The sequence below is a fragment of the Tardiphaga sp. genome, from assembly GCF_041424195.1.
Classification (GTDB): domain Bacteria; phylum Pseudomonadota; class Alphaproteobacteria; order Rhizobiales; family Xanthobacteraceae; genus Tardiphaga.
In genome coordinates this window covers 55,610-70,316 of sequence record NZ_JBGMOE010000228.1, presented here as the reverse complement: position 1 = coordinate 70,316, position 14,707 = coordinate 55,610, and the positions used below count along the sequence as shown (strand labels likewise).

15 protein-coding genes are annotated in these 14,707 nt (G+C 63.9%); 3 read left to right on the top strand and 12 right to left on the bottom strand.

Translation table 11 applies throughout. The features are described 5' to 3' along the window. Position 1: 1 nt before the first annotated feature. The 9 genes from ACEK02_RS31945 to ACEK02_RS31905 all read right to left on the bottom strand — a co-directional run bounded on the left by ACEK02_RS31945 (position 2) and on the right by ACEK02_RS31905 (position 9,245). The gene (locus tag ACEK02_RS31945; RefSeq protein WP_371425721.1) at positions 2-370 is read right to left on the bottom strand and encodes a hypothetical protein; all 369 of its coding nucleotides are present in this window, start codon (positions 368-370) and stop codon (positions 2-4) included. Further along, positions 367-3,582 (bottom strand): efflux RND transporter permease subunit, encoded by a 3,216-nt coding sequence (locus tag ACEK02_RS31940; protein WP_371425719.1) that lies wholly within the window; start codon positions 3,580-3,582, stop codon positions 367-369. Before ACEK02_RS31940 ends, ACEK02_RS31945 begins: the two co-directional genes overlap by 4 nt. Before the next feature lie 96 nt (positions 3,583-3,678). Beyond that, positions 3,679-4,635 (bottom strand): divalent metal ion exporter adaptor subunit IhpB, encoded by a 957-nt coding sequence (ihpB, locus tag ACEK02_RS31935; protein ID WP_371425717.1) that lies wholly within the window; start codon positions 4,633-4,635, stop codon positions 3,679-3,681. Beyond that, the gene (ihpA, locus tag ACEK02_RS31930; protein WP_371425715.1) at positions 4,632-5,906 is read right to left on the bottom strand and encodes a divalent metal ion exporter subunit IhpA; all 1,275 of its coding nucleotides are present in this window, start codon (positions 5,904-5,906) and stop codon (positions 4,632-4,634) included. Before ihpA ends, ihpB begins: the two co-directional genes overlap by 4 nt. A gap of 56 nt (positions 5,907-5,962) precedes the next feature. Continuing rightward, entirely contained in the window at positions 5,963-6,403 is a 441-nt protein-coding gene (locus ACEK02_RS31925) for a hypothetical protein (protein WP_371425714.1), read from the bottom strand. Positions 6,404-6,859: 456 nt separating this feature from the next. Further along, the gene (locus ACEK02_RS31920; RefSeq protein ID WP_371425712.1) at positions 6,860-7,729 is read right to left on the bottom strand and encodes a hypothetical protein; all 870 of its coding nucleotides are present in this window, start codon (positions 7,727-7,729) and stop codon (positions 6,860-6,862) included. A gap of 177 nt (positions 7,730-7,906) precedes the next feature. Further along, on the bottom strand, positions 7,907-8,161 hold the full coding sequence (locus ACEK02_RS31915) for a hypothetical protein (protein ID WP_371425710.1): 255 nt from the start codon (positions 8,159-8,161) through the stop codon (positions 7,907-7,909). Positions 8,162-8,304: 143 nt separating this feature from the next. Beyond that, positions 8,305-8,883 (bottom strand): cytochrome b, encoded by a 579-nt coding sequence (locus ACEK02_RS31910; RefSeq protein ID WP_371425708.1) that lies wholly within the window; start codon positions 8,881-8,883, stop codon positions 8,305-8,307. Between the two features lie 47 nt (positions 8,884-8,930). Beyond that, positions 8,931-9,245: a hypothetical protein gene (locus ACEK02_RS31905; protein WP_371425706.1), complete on the bottom strand. Its 315-nt coding sequence runs from the start codon at positions 9,243-9,245 to the stop codon at positions 8,931-8,933. A 93-nt stretch (positions 9,246-9,338) separates the two neighbouring features. Here ACEK02_RS31905 and mbfA point away from each other — a divergent pair, with 93 nt between their 5' ends. After that, entirely contained in the window at positions 9,339-10,310 is a 972-nt protein-coding gene (gene mbfA, locus ACEK02_RS31900) for an iron exporter MbfA (RefSeq protein ID WP_371425704.1), read from the top strand. Between the two features lie 82 nt (positions 10,311-10,392). Further along, a complete protein-coding gene (locus ACEK02_RS31895) occupies positions 10,393-10,989 on the top strand; it encodes a phosphatase PAP2 family protein (protein WP_371425702.1) in 597 nt (198 codons plus the stop codon). Between the two features lie 72 nt (positions 10,990-11,061). On the opposite strand, the gene ACEK02_RS31890 is transcribed toward ACEK02_RS31895, so the two are convergent. Further along, positions 11,062-11,994 (bottom strand): hypothetical protein, encoded by a 933-nt coding sequence (locus ACEK02_RS31890; RefSeq protein ID WP_371425700.1) that lies wholly within the window; start codon positions 11,992-11,994, stop codon positions 11,062-11,064. A gap of 320 nt (positions 11,995-12,314) precedes the next feature. On the opposite strand from ACEK02_RS31890, the gene ACEK02_RS31885 reads away from it, so the two are divergent. After that, on the top strand, positions 12,315-12,644 hold the full coding sequence (locus tag ACEK02_RS31885) for a PilZ domain-containing protein (protein WP_371425698.1): 330 nt from the start codon (positions 12,315-12,317) through the stop codon (positions 12,642-12,644). Positions 12,645-12,663: 19 nt separating this feature from the next. On the opposite strand, the gene ACEK02_RS31880 is transcribed toward ACEK02_RS31885, so the two are convergent. Beyond that, on the bottom strand, positions 12,664-14,013 hold the full coding sequence (locus ACEK02_RS31880; protein ID WP_371425696.1) for an ATP-binding protein: 1,350 nt from the start codon (positions 14,011-14,013) through the stop codon (positions 12,664-12,666). Then, complete coding sequence (locus tag ACEK02_RS31875) at positions 14,007-14,669, bottom strand: response regulator transcription factor (RefSeq protein WP_371425694.1); 663 nt, start codon at positions 14,667-14,669, stop codon at positions 14,007-14,009. The genes ACEK02_RS31880 and ACEK02_RS31875 overlap by 7 nt, the downstream gene beginning before the upstream one ends. Positions 14,670-14,707: the final 38 nt, after the last annotated feature.

Genomic DNA, 14,707 nt, shown 5'->3' with positions numbered 1-14,707 from the left:
CTCAGTTCTTGAACTTCGCCTGGCCGGACTTGCCGTCGGCGGTCTTCAGGGTGACGGTGACGGCGGACCCGGTCGCGATGTCCTTCTTAGCGTCGCCTTTAAGCGCGTTGCCTTCGGCGACGAGCGGAAGGGTCTCGCGGTCGCTGCCGGCGGTCAGCAGCGCCGTTCCCGAGAACCCCGCCGTCGATACCGGCTTCTTGGCTTCGTCGAACACGTTGAACGTGACCGTCCTGCCCTTGGCGACCATTTCGACTTCGACGCCGGCGACGTCCTCCATCGGTCCGCCGTTCGGGCCCTTTTCATGTGCGTGCTGCGCGATTGCAGGGGCGGCGAACAGCAGCGCGGTCGCGACGAGCAGTATCCTCTTCATGTAGTGGTCTCCTTCTGTGGCGTGACAGGCACCGCCTCGACTTCGGCAGGCGAAGATTCCCGGCGGAACAGGATGTAGAGCGCCGGAAGAACGAGAAGCGTCAGGATGGTCGATGAGATGATCCCGCCGATAACGACGGTCGCCAACGGACGTTGCACCTCCGCGCCGGCACCGGTGGCGATGGCCATCGGAACGAAGCCGAGCGAGGCGACGAGCGCCGTCATCAGGACCGGCCGCAGCCGGGTCAGCGCCCCTTCATGGACAGCCTCCATGATGGTCTTGCCTTCATGGCGCAGCCGCTCGATGAAGGTGATGATCACCAGACCGTTGAGCACGGCGACGCCCGAGAGCGCGATGAAGCCGATACCCGCGCTGATCGACAGAGGGATTCCCCGCAGGACCAGCGCGAAAATGCCGCCGGTCAGCGCGAGCGGCACTCCGCTGAAGACGAGGAACGCGTCTGCGGCCGATCCTAGGCTGATGAACAACAGCAGCAGGATCAGAAGCAGCGCGATCGGGACCACGATCGTGAGCCGCTGCGTCGCCGAGACGAGCTGCTCGAACTGGCCACCCCAGCCGATCCAATAACCCGCAGGCAGCTTCACCTTCTGAGCGATCTGGCTCTGGGCATCCGTCACGAACGATCCGAGATCCCTGCCACGAACGTTGGCGGACACGACGATACGCCGCTTGCCGTCCTCGCGGCTGATCTGGTTCGGACCCGGCGACACGGAAATCTCCGCGAGCTCCGACAACGGCGCGTAGCGCATCTGGTTGAGCGGCGAAGTACCGAGAACGGCTGGCTGGACCTTCGCTTGACCATCGACGGGCGGCAGCGGGATCGGAAGCGACTTCATAGCCTCGATGTCGGAGCGCCTGTCCTCCGGAAGACGGACGACGAGATCGAAGCGACGATCGCCTTCGAAGACGAGACCGGCGCTCTTACCGCCGACCGCGATCTCGACGAGGCTCTGCACGTCCGTGACGCTGATGCCAAGGCGGGCCAGAGCCTTGCGGTCGAGCTTCACGGTCAGCACCGGCAGGCCGGCGACCTGTTCGGTCTTCACGTCGGCGGCCCCCGGAACGGCCTGGAGCACCGTCTGCACCTGGCCAGCCACTTGCGCCAGCACCTCCAGATCGTCTCCGAAGATCTTCACGCCGACGTCGCTCCGAACGCCCGAGATCAGTTCGTTGAAGCGCAGCTGGATGGGCTGCGATAGTTCGTAGCTGCTGCCGGCGACCTCTTCGGAGGCCTCCTCGATCGACTTCACGACGTCCGACTTCGGCTTCTTCGGGTCCGGCCACTGGTCACGCGGCTTCAGCATCACGTAACCGTCCGAGATCGACGGAGGCATCGGATCGGTGGCGACCTCCGCGGTGCCGGTGCGAGCGAAGCTCTCCTTCACCTCCGGTATCTGAAGCAGGCGCTTCTCGAGGGCCTGCTGCATCTCCAGCGACTGGGTGAGGCTCGTTCCGGGGATGCGGATCGCTTGGATGGCGACGTCGCCCTCGTCCAGGCTGGGAATGAACTCACCGCCCATGCGCGACGCCGCATACCCGCTTGCGACCATCAGCACGACGGCCACCACGGCCACCACGGCACGGAAGCGGATGGCGAGGTCAAGCATCGGCACGTAGGACCGATGCGCCAGCCGCATGAACCAATTCTCTTTCTCCGACACCTTGCCCGTTACCATCAGAGCGACGGCGGCAGGAACGAAGGTCATCGAAAGTATGCTCGCGCCCAGAAGCGCGATCAGGACCGTCAGCGCCATCGGCGTGAACATCTTGCCCTCGACGCCCGTCAGCGTCAGGACCGGGAGGTAGACAACCGCTATGATCAGAGTGCCGAACAGGCTCGGTTTGATCACCTCGCGCGAGCCGGCGATGATCGTCTCGAAGCGTTCTTCGCGCGTGAGAATCCGCCCGCGTTTCGCCTGTTCGTGGGCGAGCAGGCGCAGGCAGTTCTCGACGATGATGACGGCGCCGTCGATGATGATGCCGAAGTCGATGGCGCCCAGGCTCATCAGGTTGGCGCTGACCTTGTTCTCGAACATCCCGGTGATCGTGAAAAGCATGGCCAAGGGAATGACCAACGCCGTCGCGATCGCCGCCTTGAAGTTGCCGAGGATGAGAAACAGGATGACGACGACCAGCAGGGCGCCTTCGACGAGGTTCTTCTCGACGGTCGCGATGGTGGCGTCGACGAGATGCGTCCGGTCGTAGATCGCCCGCACGGAGACGCCCTCGGGCAGCGACTTCGCGATCTGCTCCAGCTTGGCGGCGACGCGCTGCGCAACCGTCCGGCTGTTCTCGCCGATCAGGAGCATCGCGGTTCCCATGACCATTTCGCTGCCGTTCAGCGTGGCCGCCCCGGTACGCAGATCCTTGCCTTCCTTGACCTCGGCCACGTCGACGATCCGGACGGGCACGCCGCTGCGGGAGCCGATCACGATCTGCCTGATATCGTCGAGGTTCGCGACCTGACCCGGGGTGCGGACGAGGTATTGTTCGCCGTTCTTCTCGATGTAGCCCGCGCCGACGTTGGCGTTGTTCGCCGCCAGCGCCGCCATCACGTCGCGGAAGCTGAGGCGGTATGCCATCAGCTTGCTGGTGTCCGGAAGCACGTGGAATTGCTTCTCGAAGCCGCCGATCGTGTTCACCTCGTTCACGCCGGTGACGTTCCGGAGCTGCGGTTTGATGATCCAGTCCTGCACCGTCCGCAAATCCGTCGGGCTGAACGGCTGGCCCTCGGCATTCTTCGTGCCCGGCTTGGCTTCGACCCTGTAGAGATAGATCTCGCCTAGGCCCGTCGAAACCGGCCCCATCGCCGTCTCGATTCCGGTCGGAAGAACGTCTTTCACCCGCTGCACCCGCTCGTTGACGAGCTGCCGCGCGAAGTAGATGTCGATTCCGTCCTTGAAGACGATCGTCACCTGACTGAGGCCGTAGCGGGACAGCGAGCGGGTGTTGACCAGATTCGGCAGGCCGCCCATCGCCGTCTCGATGGGGAAGGTGATGCGCTGCTCGACTTCGAGCGGCGAATAGCCCGGCGCGTTGGTGTTGATCTGCACCTGGACGTTCGTGATGTCGGGGACGGCGTCGATCGGAAGCCTGCTGAAATTCCAGGCGCCGAACGCGGCCATGAGCAGGACGCAGATCATCACCAGCCACCGCTGACGGACCGAAAAGGCTAGGATGGCATCGATCATAGCGGGGCTCCGGAAACGAAATGCCGCCGGTCCCCGCCGGCGGAGAGCAGAGGCTGAAATGCGAGGTCGCGCTGCGTCGACGCGCTGAGGCGGGGCTTAGTGCTCATGACCGGCGCTGCCCTTTCCGAGTTCCGCCTTCACGATGAAGCTGTTCTTGGCGGCGTACTTGTCGCCCTCCAGAAGGCCGAACACGATCTCCACGTTTTCAGGATCGCGGGCGCCGATCTCGACGTCCCGAGCTTCGAACTTGTTACCGTTCCGGACGAAAACGACGTTCCGACTCTCCACCGACTGGATCGCAGCCGCCTTCACGGCCACCGGGACCTTCTTTGCGGACAAGATCAGTCGGGCCGACACGAACAATCCCGTACGCAGACGGAGGCCTTCGTTCTGCACGACTGCACGCACCAGCGCGCTCTGGGTGTCGCTGCTTCCGACCGGCGAGACGTAGGAGATCTTGGACTCGATCGGCTTTCCCCCGTCGCCGACGTCGATGACGACGGGATCGCCCAGCTTCACGCGCGACAGGTCGCGGCGGTAGACGGACAAGTCGACCCAGACGGTCGAGATGTCCGCGACGATGAAGGAAGGCTTCTGCTCGGAAGCGTACTCTCCGAGCGAAATCTGGCGGTCGATCACCGTTCCGGAGATCGGAGCGCGCATTTCGTACGTCGTAAGGCTCTGGTTGCTCTCGATCTTGGCGAGAAGTTCGCCTTTCTCGACCGGATCGCCGATGCGCTTCTTGATCTCCCGGACGACGCCGGGAAAGCGCGGCGTGACGTGTACCAGCATTTCCTGATTGGGCTGGATGATGCCGTTGAGAACGATCGAGTCGTTCAGCGTCGCCTGCGAAGCGGAAAGTATCTCGATGTTTGAAGACGCGACCTTCGCGTCCGCCATTTCGACGACGCCTTCCTCCTCATGTCCCTTCTCTTCTTGCTTGGATTCCTTCGCCGCCGGCTCGGACGGTTTTTGCGGCGAGGCGGCATATACGCCGGCTCCGACGGCGAAGGCGGCGAGTGCGCCGACGATCATGACGACAGGCTTCTTCATCGTGCGCTCTCCCGCGCCAGTGCGAATGGATTGCCGACGAGACCTTCGATGATCGCGACGGCGACGTGGAAGTTCTGCTGGGCCTCCTGCTCGCGCAGGCGTGCCTGGGCGACGCTGGCCTGGGCGTCGAGGACCTCAAGCAGCGTGAAACGGCCCTGGCCGTATCCTTCGAAGATGGCGTCGGACGCCTGACGCGACTTCGGAATCGCCGACTCCCTGAGGATGGCCAGTTCGCGCAGCGATCCCTGCAGGGTGTCGTAGGCCCGCCCCGCCAGCACAATCAGCGTGTTGCGGTTGGTCTCCCGTTCGGCACGCGTCTTCGCGAGACTTTCCTGCGCCGAAAGGATGTTGCCCTGGTTCTGATCGAACACCGGGATCGCGACCGTGACGCCCAGCCGGACGGCATCGTCGCCGGTGTCATTGAAATGCCGCCACCCTGCGTTGACGCGGACGTCCGGATATGGACGAAGCCTGGCGATCAGAAGTTCGGCGTTGCGCTGGGCATACACGGCCGTCCAGCGCACCAATTGCGGATTGGCGTCGATCGCCGCAATCACGGCGCCGAAGGACGGCGGGCGCCCTGTGGCATCGAGACGGCCGGAGACGGCCGAAAATTTCGGCGCCGCATCACCCATCAAGACGGCCAGTTCCCGTCGCAAAGTGGCGAGAAGCGACCGAACGCGTTCGCGGTCAGCTTTGACCAGTGCCGACGCCACTTCGGCACGACCGATCTCGGCGACCGACGAGGCCCCCGCGTCCACACGCCGCTGCAGAAGGGGCGTAATCCGGTCGATTTCGGCTATCTGCTCGTCGAGGATCTGGATCCGGCGCTGCGCGCCGAGCACGTTGAGGAACGCGCCGGCGGTTTCCGCGAGCACTTCCAGTCGGATGGCCTTGCGCTGGATCGATGCCGTCTCGACGCCCGCCTGCCCGGCTGCGATGCGAGCGTCGCGCTTGCCGAACAGCTCGAAAAGCTGGCTGATCTGCAACGTCGTCTCGGCAGAACGCGTCCCGGTGAAATGACCGGAACCGAACGAGTTGTCCTGTTCATAGGACAGTTCCGGATTGATGAGCGCGCCGGCCTGGATACGTTGGCCGGAGGCGATGCCCACGTCTCGCTCGGCGGCGGTCAGCCGTGGGCTGGTGGCCAGCGCACGCTGCAGCGCGGTCTTCAGCGTGATGGTCTGCGAATGCGACACGCTCGTCAGCCAAGGGCTGATCAGCAATGCCGACGCGCACGCGATGAGCGTGGCGGCGCTTCTAATGGACATGAAATGGAACCTGAAGAACGGCCGAGTCTAGGCGCTCGCGCGCCCGGCGAATGCGTTCAGGTCAGGATCCTGGGTGGCGGGGTGTCCAGTCGCGATCGGCCCGCGATCAACACGGATGCGACCGCAACGACTGGTTCGGCAGGCAGGGCGGACGGTACGGCGGCGACGGAGGGCGCCGGCATCACGGCGGAAACGCAAGTCGGGCAATGATCGCACATTGCGATGCTGCTTTTTTCCCCGTTGTCAGTAGTGTCGGAGACGTTCTCGATCGCGAAGCTCGAAGCGACCGCCTGATCGAAGCACGCGATGTTGTGTGCGATCCCTACGAAAAGGTAGACGAACGCAAGCATCGCCAGCAACGAGCGGCGTATACCGCGCGGTTGCTTAACCTTGGATGCTTGATCGATCGAACGTCCCATTTTGGCTGCATAGCAGATCGCAAAACCGAACACTATCACAAAACGGCGGATTTTCGTGACGTTCCGGCTGGCAAGCACGACGTTAGTCTGCTGTTTGCTACACCTGCATGACCGCACTCGAGCAGGTCGTGCACGCTGCCAGACGCCGATAGGGCCGCAGTCCAGGCGCCGAAAGTTATGTCTTGAAGCCATGCGTGCTCCGCAAAGTATCCCCTGCGCGCCGTACCGACCGTCTCTATCATCGGCCCCAAAAACCCGCCTCGATGGCCGAGCACACCGACATCAATCGCATCGTAGGGCGAATTGGTCATCCTGAAGGGCAATTCGGTCAGGTCGACGAGCGCCGCTGGCCGGCGGCTTGTAGCCACGACCTCCTTTGGGTCACTGGGTCCGTGAGCATCTCATCATCGGCCATACGCTAGAAGTGCAGCTTCCTTCCGGTTTCCAGGTCTCCACCATCCTGAATCGTGGTCTCGCAAGAGGCCAGCATCTGCTTCACCGGTTAGCTGCCGGGATGCTGGGTTGTTCGGATGACTAGAGTTTGGGGCCGATTGACCGCGGCGCGATCGCGGCCAGGATGTCGACTACGGAAGTCGCCATCGTGCTTCGGTCGAACGCTTCTTGGAGCGCCTCCATCGACAGCTGTTCGAGCTGCTGCGGCAGATCGTCCGGGACCTGGCCGGCGAACCTCGCTCGCAGCGAGCGGATGATGAGTTCGACGGCGGTCTCCCGTCGCGCTCGATCGATGATCGGGCGAACGAGGGTGCTGTCTTCGAGATCGACCGAGATACCCATTTTATCCATCTCCGCTTGAACGAACGCGCCTATGTGGCGCAGGTCCGAGAACACGCTCAACATGGCGACGCCGTCCGGACGATCGGCGGCCGGGGCCGCCACGATCCTTTCCAGGACCTTCTTTATCACGTGCGGTCGGTTCCCGTCACGGCACAACACCGCGAAGGTTACGTCGCCGAGGTTCTCGCTGGCGAGCAGCGGTTCGGGATCGATGTCGCGGGCGTCCACAAAATCTGGTTTGAACCAGAGGTTCTGTTCGTCGATCGGGCCGCGGGGCTTCCACGATCTGGTTCCGACGTAGAGGATTGTTTGGTGGACGCTCAATCCCATGAGGTCGTTTTGGGAGCTGGCCCAGATGCGGATGTCCGCCGAATATCTCAGCATGCGGTCCGTCATCGTCGTGTCTGGGCTGGTCTGAAGCTCGACATGAGCCAGGAGCGGTCGCTTACGGGGCTGCTTCACCACGGCGAGGAAATCCGCCGTCCTCTTCCGCATGCTTGGAAATTCGGGCGAGAGTTCGCGATAGGCGCCGGGCATGCCCAGCGCGCCGAGAATGCGCGAGTTGCCGCGCTTCAGCACCGCCTTCAGCGAGATGTCGTACCTGCCCATCGTGCTCTCCTGGCTTAGGCATACCGTCTGGGACGGCAAGTCCAAAATGGCCCCTTGAAGCCGACCGACCGCAGCGGCTGCGATTCTCTGCCGGTGCATGGGATGCCGCGGAGCCATCATTTCCAGAAGCACTATCAGCGACCGGATCGGACCGGCAGCGCTGATGCGGACCCATGGTCACCGTTGCATGCCCAGTGCCGGCGCACCCTGAAGATCCGGCTTCGGCAATGCGGGAGCCGGCGCGACTTGCCTCCTGGCGCCGAGAAAAGTGGAGCGATCCCGGTTCTTGAATCCGCCGGAACGCTTGCCGTACTCGCGGTCGTCACGATAGCCGCGCTCGAGGTCGGGCCCGAACCGCTTTTCCAGCGCCTCCGAACGGCAGGAACAGATGCCCACTAATAATAATAGGATCGATAGCGTCGTAGACTTCATTCGAACTACCAACTTGTGAGACGAATCTCGGCGGCCCATCGATCCCAGCCTGGACGCAACCATCGATGTCGTCGGGGGCAAGTGGCCGGTGTGCGCCCGAACCGAAAACTGCGGTCGAACGCCTCGAACGCTCGGCCCGCCGATTACTTCGGGAAGTCACGGTCGACGTACGACACCGGTAGCATGCGTCGCAAGACATCGTCCCGACGGACGATCGCATGGAACATTGCGGCACCGACGTGGACCCCGATGGCGATCAGCAACGCCCATCCGGCGGCCGAGTGCCACCCGCCGACCAGCCGGCCGATCGGCGACCCAGGAGCGGTGAGCGCCGGCAATGGCATCGAGGCAAACAACGAGATCGGCCATCCGCGAAACGACGCGAAGAACCACCCCGTCATGGTCGTGACGAAGACCGATGCGTAGAGCAGCCAGTGCACGCATTCCGACGCCACGCGTTGCCACCGGGGAAGCCCGACTGCCGCCGAGACCGGGTGCGACAGTCGCCACGCGAACCGCAGAACGATCAGCAGCAGTATCGACAGTCCGATGGAAAGATGGATGCCCATCGCCGCACCTGGCCTTTCGCCCTGCCGGATGTCGGGCATCAACCACCCTATCGGAAACTGCACCATGAGCAGGAGCACGATGGCCCAGTGGAAGACTTTGGCCGTGGTTCCATAGGCGGAAATAGTGGCTTTGAAGAAAGGCGATTTCGGCATCTCGTTTCCGGACTGTGATGGACGGATCGACGTGGCGACGACGGATTTCAAGTCCCCTTCTTTTCGGCGGCTTCCGCGGCTTCGACGATGTCGCCGTCGGTAAAAAGGATGCCCATCAGCATCTTCCGCCACACCGGCTTTCGTCTCAGCAGAAACTCGAGATCCATTCCGAAGTGCTTGAACTCCTCCTTCTGGGCATTCTCCATGATGGCGCGCGCCTCCTTGTCCTGCTCGAGCGAGATCCGCTGCTCATACCAACCGATCGCCTCGGCCTCCTCGACGAGCCCGGTGATCATGCGCGCAAAGGTGTGCGTCTTCGGGGAAAGTTCGGCGGCGGGCTCATGGTATTGCTGGGTGGCCATCTTTTCATCTCCGTAGCGTCGACCGGGTTGATCCGGCGCGGAGCGGACCTTATACACTGTTTAGAATAGTTCTAAACTGAAATCGGTGTCCCTTTGAAAAATTTCAACGATTTGTCGGAGCGCGAAATCCTGGCCGTGGCCATCTCAGCCGAGGAGGAGGACGGTCGCATCTACATGAGCTTTGCCGAGGATCTGGGCGAGCGTTATCCGGATTCAGCCAAGCTGTTCCAAAAGATGGCGAATGAGGAAAAGACCCACCGGCATTTGCTTCTCGAAACCTACGAACGGAATTTCGGCGAAAATCTTCCGCCCATCCGGCGCAGCGACGTCAAAGGATTTCTGCGGCGGCGACCCGTGTGGCTGACGAAGAATCTGACGCTCGACACGATCCGCAAGGAAGCGGAAATCATGGAGTTCGAAGCGCAACGCTTCTATTCGAAAGCCGCGGAGCAGGCGACGAACGTCGGCGTCCGCAAGCTTCTCGGCGATCTGGCGGAGGCCGAAAGGGCGCACGGCGATCTGGCGACAAGACTTTCCGACACGCTGCTCACGACGGACGCACGGGACGAGGAAGACAAGACTCGCCAGCGCATGTTCGTCCTGCAATACGTCCAGCCGGGTTTGGCAGGGCTTATGGACGGCTCGGTCTCGACGTTGGCGCCGTTGTTCGCCGCCGCGTTCGCCACTCATCAGAACTGGCAGACGTTCCTGGTAGGTCTCGCAGCGTCTATCGGGGCCGGAATCAGCATGGGATTCGCGGAAGCGCTTTCCGATGACGGCTCGCTCACCGGGCGGGGATCGCCATGGCTCCGGGGCGGCATCTGCGGGCTGATGACCACGCTGGGCGGCCTGGGGCATACCATTCCCTATCTCGTGCCGGACTCTTGGCAGAACGCCTTCTGGATCGCGACGGCGATCGCCGGCGTGGTCGTCTTCATCGAGCTGTGGGCGATCGCCTACATTCGTGCGCGCTACATGGACACGCCGTTCCTGCAGGCGGTCTTCCAGATCGTGCTCGGCGGCGCGATCGTCCTCGCCGTCGGGATCTTGATCGGCGCCGCCTGATCCGAGCCGGCGCGCGCGGCCGACGCTAAGTCGCGGCTAAGAAGGTCCCGTCATCGATAGCGACATCCAATTCGGAGCGACGATGTTTCAAGGCGTGGATGACCGACTGTTTTTCGCGCTCGCGGCTTCGTCGGCGACGAGCCAACGAGCCTTGGGCTTTGCGATCTTCGTGGCTCGGTGGGCCATCTCGTTCGGACCGTTGGCGCTCGCCGCGCTCTGGATATTCGGATCGCGCATCGAGCGGCGCGCCACCGTGCTGGCGGGAGCGTCCGCGCTCCTGGCCGTCTCGGTCGCCGGAGCGATCTCGACTCTGTGGATGCATGCCCGCCCGTTCGTGGCGTTCGGGATGCCGAACATCCTCGATCACGCACCGGACAGCTCCTTCCCGAGCGACCATGGCGCCGTGCTGTTCGCGCTCGGCTTCGGGCTCTGCATCCTGCCGTCGGTGGCGGGGCGGCGCGCGGGCCTCTCTGCGCTCGCTCTCGGAGTCGCGGTGGGCTGGTCGCGCATCTTCCTGGCGGCGCATTATCCTTCGGACATCGTGGGAGCCGCCGTCGTGGCGGCCGCATCGTCGTGCGTGATGGCCGTGCCGGCGGTGCGAAGCGTCTGCGACCACCTCACGCTATGGGGCGAGCATCTCTTCGGCTGGTCGATCGCGAGCAATCGCGAGCCGTCATGACGTCCGGATCTGACATCGATCCGAAGGTCGGGCGGATGGGCGACTTAAGGCGCGCGCGACGGCGACGGGTTCTCAAGACCGGCAAGATCCTTTTCGGCTATCCGAATTTCCGTGTGGAATCCGCACCTCCGCGCCAGTCCTTGAAGACCGGTCCGAAAGCGGCGAGGCCAAGCCGAAACCAGGGACCTCGCTACGCAGGGGAATCTCACCCCTGATCGGAGAAGGGGTGGCGTGAGCCCGTCCCGTCGCGGCGGCGCGTGAGGTCGCGAAACCTCCGGTTCCGTCCGATCGCGCCCAGCGGCGCGCCCCCCGATGTCCTGCATGGACCGCTGACAGTCCTCGCGACAACTGGCTCCACGACGACCACACATGCCTCCGCGCGATCCTTGCAGGTCGCGGGAGGGTGACGCGGTCGCCGGAGGCGAGAAGCACCGAGATGCGCTCACCGGAAGCCGGCAGTCGTTCGGAAAGGACCATCGCCCGACGGGCGATCGCCAAGGCCGCGGCCGCGTGGACGCTCGACCCGTAGCGGGGAGCGAACTTCACAAGACCGATGAGAGAGGTATAGGCGGGATCGACCAGGACGAGCTTGACCGACCTGCGGACGCAGACGCGCGACAGCGCCTGCAGGAAACTTGTATAGGCGAACGAGGACAGCATGCGTGCGCCCTTCTTGCCCGTCGCAGTCTCCAGTTCGGCGCGCTTGCGCTTGAAGTCGAGCTTCTCTGCGGCCACCGGGACGCCCAATTGGAGCGCGAGCGCCGCGATATCGGAGGCTGCCTTGCGGATCATATCCAGCCGCTGGGCCTTGGTCTTGCCGTAGGTGACGAGATCGATGCGCCGCTTCAAGACCGGCCTGCCCGGCGCGTCCTTCAGCGTCGTCAGCGGATTGCCGGTGGCGTCGGTCAGCGACAGCGCGACGTGGTCGGCATTGAGATCGACGCCCAGGCATCCGCCTGAGAAGTCCGTCCCGGAAGGATCGGCGAACTCCTGTCGCAGCATCACAGATACAAACCACGCCCCGTCCGCATGCCGGAGGAAGCGGTACGACAGCGGTTTCTTCCTGCGCAGCGCCTCGCGGATCTCTGCTCCGCCGTGTTCGAACCAGAGGCCGCTGAAAAATGCCGAGCGAATAATATGACCGCTTTTGCTAACTTCATCTTCGGCCAGATTCCGAGCGTCTCGGGCAGGCGAAGCTCGAGATCGAACCTGCCGTCGTCGCGCGTGGTGATGCGCGCGAACTGGTTACCCGCCAACGCCCGAGCATCACCCTCGATGAAGAATTGCGCGCTCCGGACCGCCCGCCACTCTCTTAGCCAGTCCTTGTGGTCGTCGAAGCCGTTGGCTTCGAGGTGATGTTGGGCGTTGAAGCGCTTTCTCGTCCCGAAACAGATGCGCGGGTCGTCGACGCGCCTTCTCGCCGCGGCCAGCTGGCTCCGCAGGATAGCCTACTTTCCGATGGTGCAGCGATCGATTGCGTCGTGCGGAACCTTTCGGAGACCGGCGCCGCGCTGGCCGTCGAAACACCGGTCGGCATACCGCCGAGGTTCTCCCTCCTCGTCGATTCGGACGGCATCAAACGGGCGAGCCGCATCGTGTGGCGAAATCAGCTGCGCATTGGCGTGAAGTTCGACGACGGCGACGGACGGTCCTGAAGCGACGGTCGCACGCCCTTCAAGCCCTGCCTGGACCGGCAGGTCCGGGGCGCCGGTCGGCGAGCGGCAATGTCACGCGGACCGTGAGGCCGCTTCCCGTTCGATCGACCGCATTGTCGAGTTCGATTGTGCCGCCGTGACTTTCCACGATACGGCGGACGATCGACAGACCAAGTCCGGTGCCGTCGCCGCTGGGCCGGCCCCCGCGGAAGAACGGCTCGAATATGCGTTCCATGTCCTGTCTCGAAATGCCTGGCCCGCTATCCACGATCCGCAGCACCGCGACGCCGTTTCCGCTCTGCAGGCTCACGTCGATGGTGCCGCCCTCGGGCGTGTACCTGATGGCGTTGTCGAGCAGATTGCGCGCCAGCATGGCCAGCGCGAGCGGTTCGGCCCGTAGCGTGGCTGCATCGACGTGCGTGAAACCCAGGTCGATGCCTGACCGCCTAGCCTCCGGAAGGAGATCGGCGACCACCTCCTTGACGATGCGATCCAACGACTGCTCCGGCAGCGCGGCGGACCGCGCCTGGTCGTATCTGGCGAACGCTAGGAGCTGTTCGAGCAGATGAGCCGTCCGGCGGATCCCCGACCGCAGCGTGTCCATCCTTTGCCGGCCGTCGTCGGACAGCATGGACCGGTCGAGGTTGTCGGCCTGCACCGACAAAGCGGTGATCGGACTGCGCAGTTCGTGGGCCGCGTCCGCTATGAACCGTCCTTGCCGGTCGAACATGGTCGCGATGCGGTCGAGCAGGCGGTTGATGGATTCGACGAACGGAAGCAGCTCCTTCGGAATTCCCGCGGTCGGCAGCCGTTCGAGATGGTCGGTCTGCTTGGCATCGAGCGTCTCCGCCAGGCGCGAAAGTGGGCGCAGGCTCCGGTCGACCACGATGCCGATCAGCAGCATCAGTGCGGGGATCAGAATCCCCAGGGGCACGATCGTCCGGAGCGCGCTGTCTTGGGCGACTTCGTCGCGGTTGGCCGTCGGTTGGCCGACGGCCACGCGGGTGCCGTCGCTCCGCGTCCGGACGAAGATGCGCCACTGTTCGCCCGCCCGTGCGACGGTCTGTAGACCTTCGGGGAGATCGGACGGCAGGCGGGGATGCCTTGCACCGGGCGCTGCTTCGTCCGGACGCGGCGTTAGTTCGTCGACGACGAGCCTCGCCTCTTCGTCGACGCCCGTATCGCCGGGGTGGTCGGTCAGACGGTTCTTAGCCGCCAGCGAAGCGACCTGCAGCAGCACGGAGTCTTGCAGTTCGATCGCTTCGTCGAAGGCCCATCGGAAGGCGAGGTAGCCCGCCGCAAGGCCGGTACCGACGATGAAGACGGTCAGTCCCGCGAAAAGTCGCCCCCGCAGCGATGAGATCAACATGCCCGGTCCACCATCCAGCCGACGCCCCTGACGTTGCGGATCGCGGCGGCACCCAATTTCTTGCGGATCGCGTGGATCAGGAATTCGACGGCGTTGCTTTCGACCTCCTCGTTCCAACCGTAGATGTGGCGTTCCAGGTCGACGCGCGACAGGATCGTTCCGGGCCGCAGCAGCAGCGCCTGCAACAGCGCGAACTCCCTCGCCGTCAGTCGGGACGTCTCGCCCGCGTGCACCACTTCGTGAGTGGAGGGATCGAGGCTGATCGCGCCGTTGCTCAGAACTGCGGTTGCTCCGCTCCCCTGCCGTCGAAGTATCGCCCGCATGCGGGCGAGCAGCTCCCTCATCTCGAACGGCTTCACGATGTAGTCGTCCGCCCCGAGGTCGAGCCCCATGATGCGGTCGTCGATCGCGTCCCGCGCCGTCACGATGATCACCGGCAGACGACGTCCCGTCTTTCGGAAACGCCGCAGGACCTCGGTGCCTTCGGGAGGTGGAAGTCCCAGATCGAGCAGCGCGAGATCGTAGGTCTCGGCGTCCGCCGCTTCGAGACCGCTCTCGCCGTCCGTGACCCAATCCACGGCGTATGAGGCGTCTCTGAGCGCCTGCGCGACGGCCGCACCGATCATCCGGTCGTCTTCGATCAATAGAATGCGCATGTCGAGCCTTCGAGGCGACCGACGGCGATCCGCCGCCG

What these genes read in the sequence shown, in the direction of transcription:
- ACEK02_RS31905 (WP_371425706.1), bottom strand. Translation starts at nt 9,245, where the DNA reads ATGGCCACCCAGCAATACCATGAGCCCGCCGCCGAACTTTCCCCGAAG.
- ACEK02_RS31920 (WP_371425712.1), bottom strand. Translation starts at nt 7,729, where the DNA reads ATGGGCAGGTACGACATCTCGCTGAAGGCGGTGCTGAAGCGCGGCAAC.
- ACEK02_RS31945 (WP_371425721.1), bottom strand. Translation starts at nt 370, where the DNA reads ATGAAGAGGATACTGCTCGTCGCGACCGCGCTGCTGTTCGCCGCCCCT.
- ACEK02_RS31940 (WP_371425719.1), bottom strand. Translation starts at nt 3,582, where the DNA reads ATGATCGATGCCATCCTAGCCTTTTCGGTCCGTCAGCGGTGGCTGGTG.
- ihpB (WP_371425717.1), bottom strand. Translation starts at nt 4,635, where the DNA reads ATGAAGAAGCCTGTCGTCATGATCGTCGGCGCACTCGCCGCCTTCGCC.
- ihpA (WP_371425715.1), bottom strand. Translation starts at nt 5,906, where the DNA reads ATGTCCATTAGAAGCGCCGCCACGCTCATCGCGTGCGCGTCGGCATTG.
- ACEK02_RS31910 (WP_371425708.1), bottom strand. Translation starts at nt 8,883, where the DNA reads ATGCCGAAATCGCCTTTCTTCAAAGCCACTATTTCCGCCTATGGAACC.
- ACEK02_RS31875 (WP_371425694.1), bottom strand. Translation starts at nt 14,669, where the DNA reads ATGCGCATTCTATTGATCGAAGACGACCGGATGATCGGTGCGGCCGTC.
- ACEK02_RS31895 (WP_371425702.1), top strand. Translation starts at nt 10,393, where the DNA reads ATGTTTCAAGGCGTGGATGACCGACTGTTTTTCGCGCTCGCGGCTTCG.
- ACEK02_RS31915 (WP_371425710.1), bottom strand. Translation starts at nt 8,161, where the DNA reads ATGAAGTCTACGACGCTATCGATCCTATTATTATTAGTGGGCATCTGT.
- ACEK02_RS31880 (WP_371425696.1), bottom strand. Translation starts at nt 14,013, where the DNA reads ATGTTGATCTCATCGCTGCGGGGGCGACTTTTCGCGGGACTGACCGTC.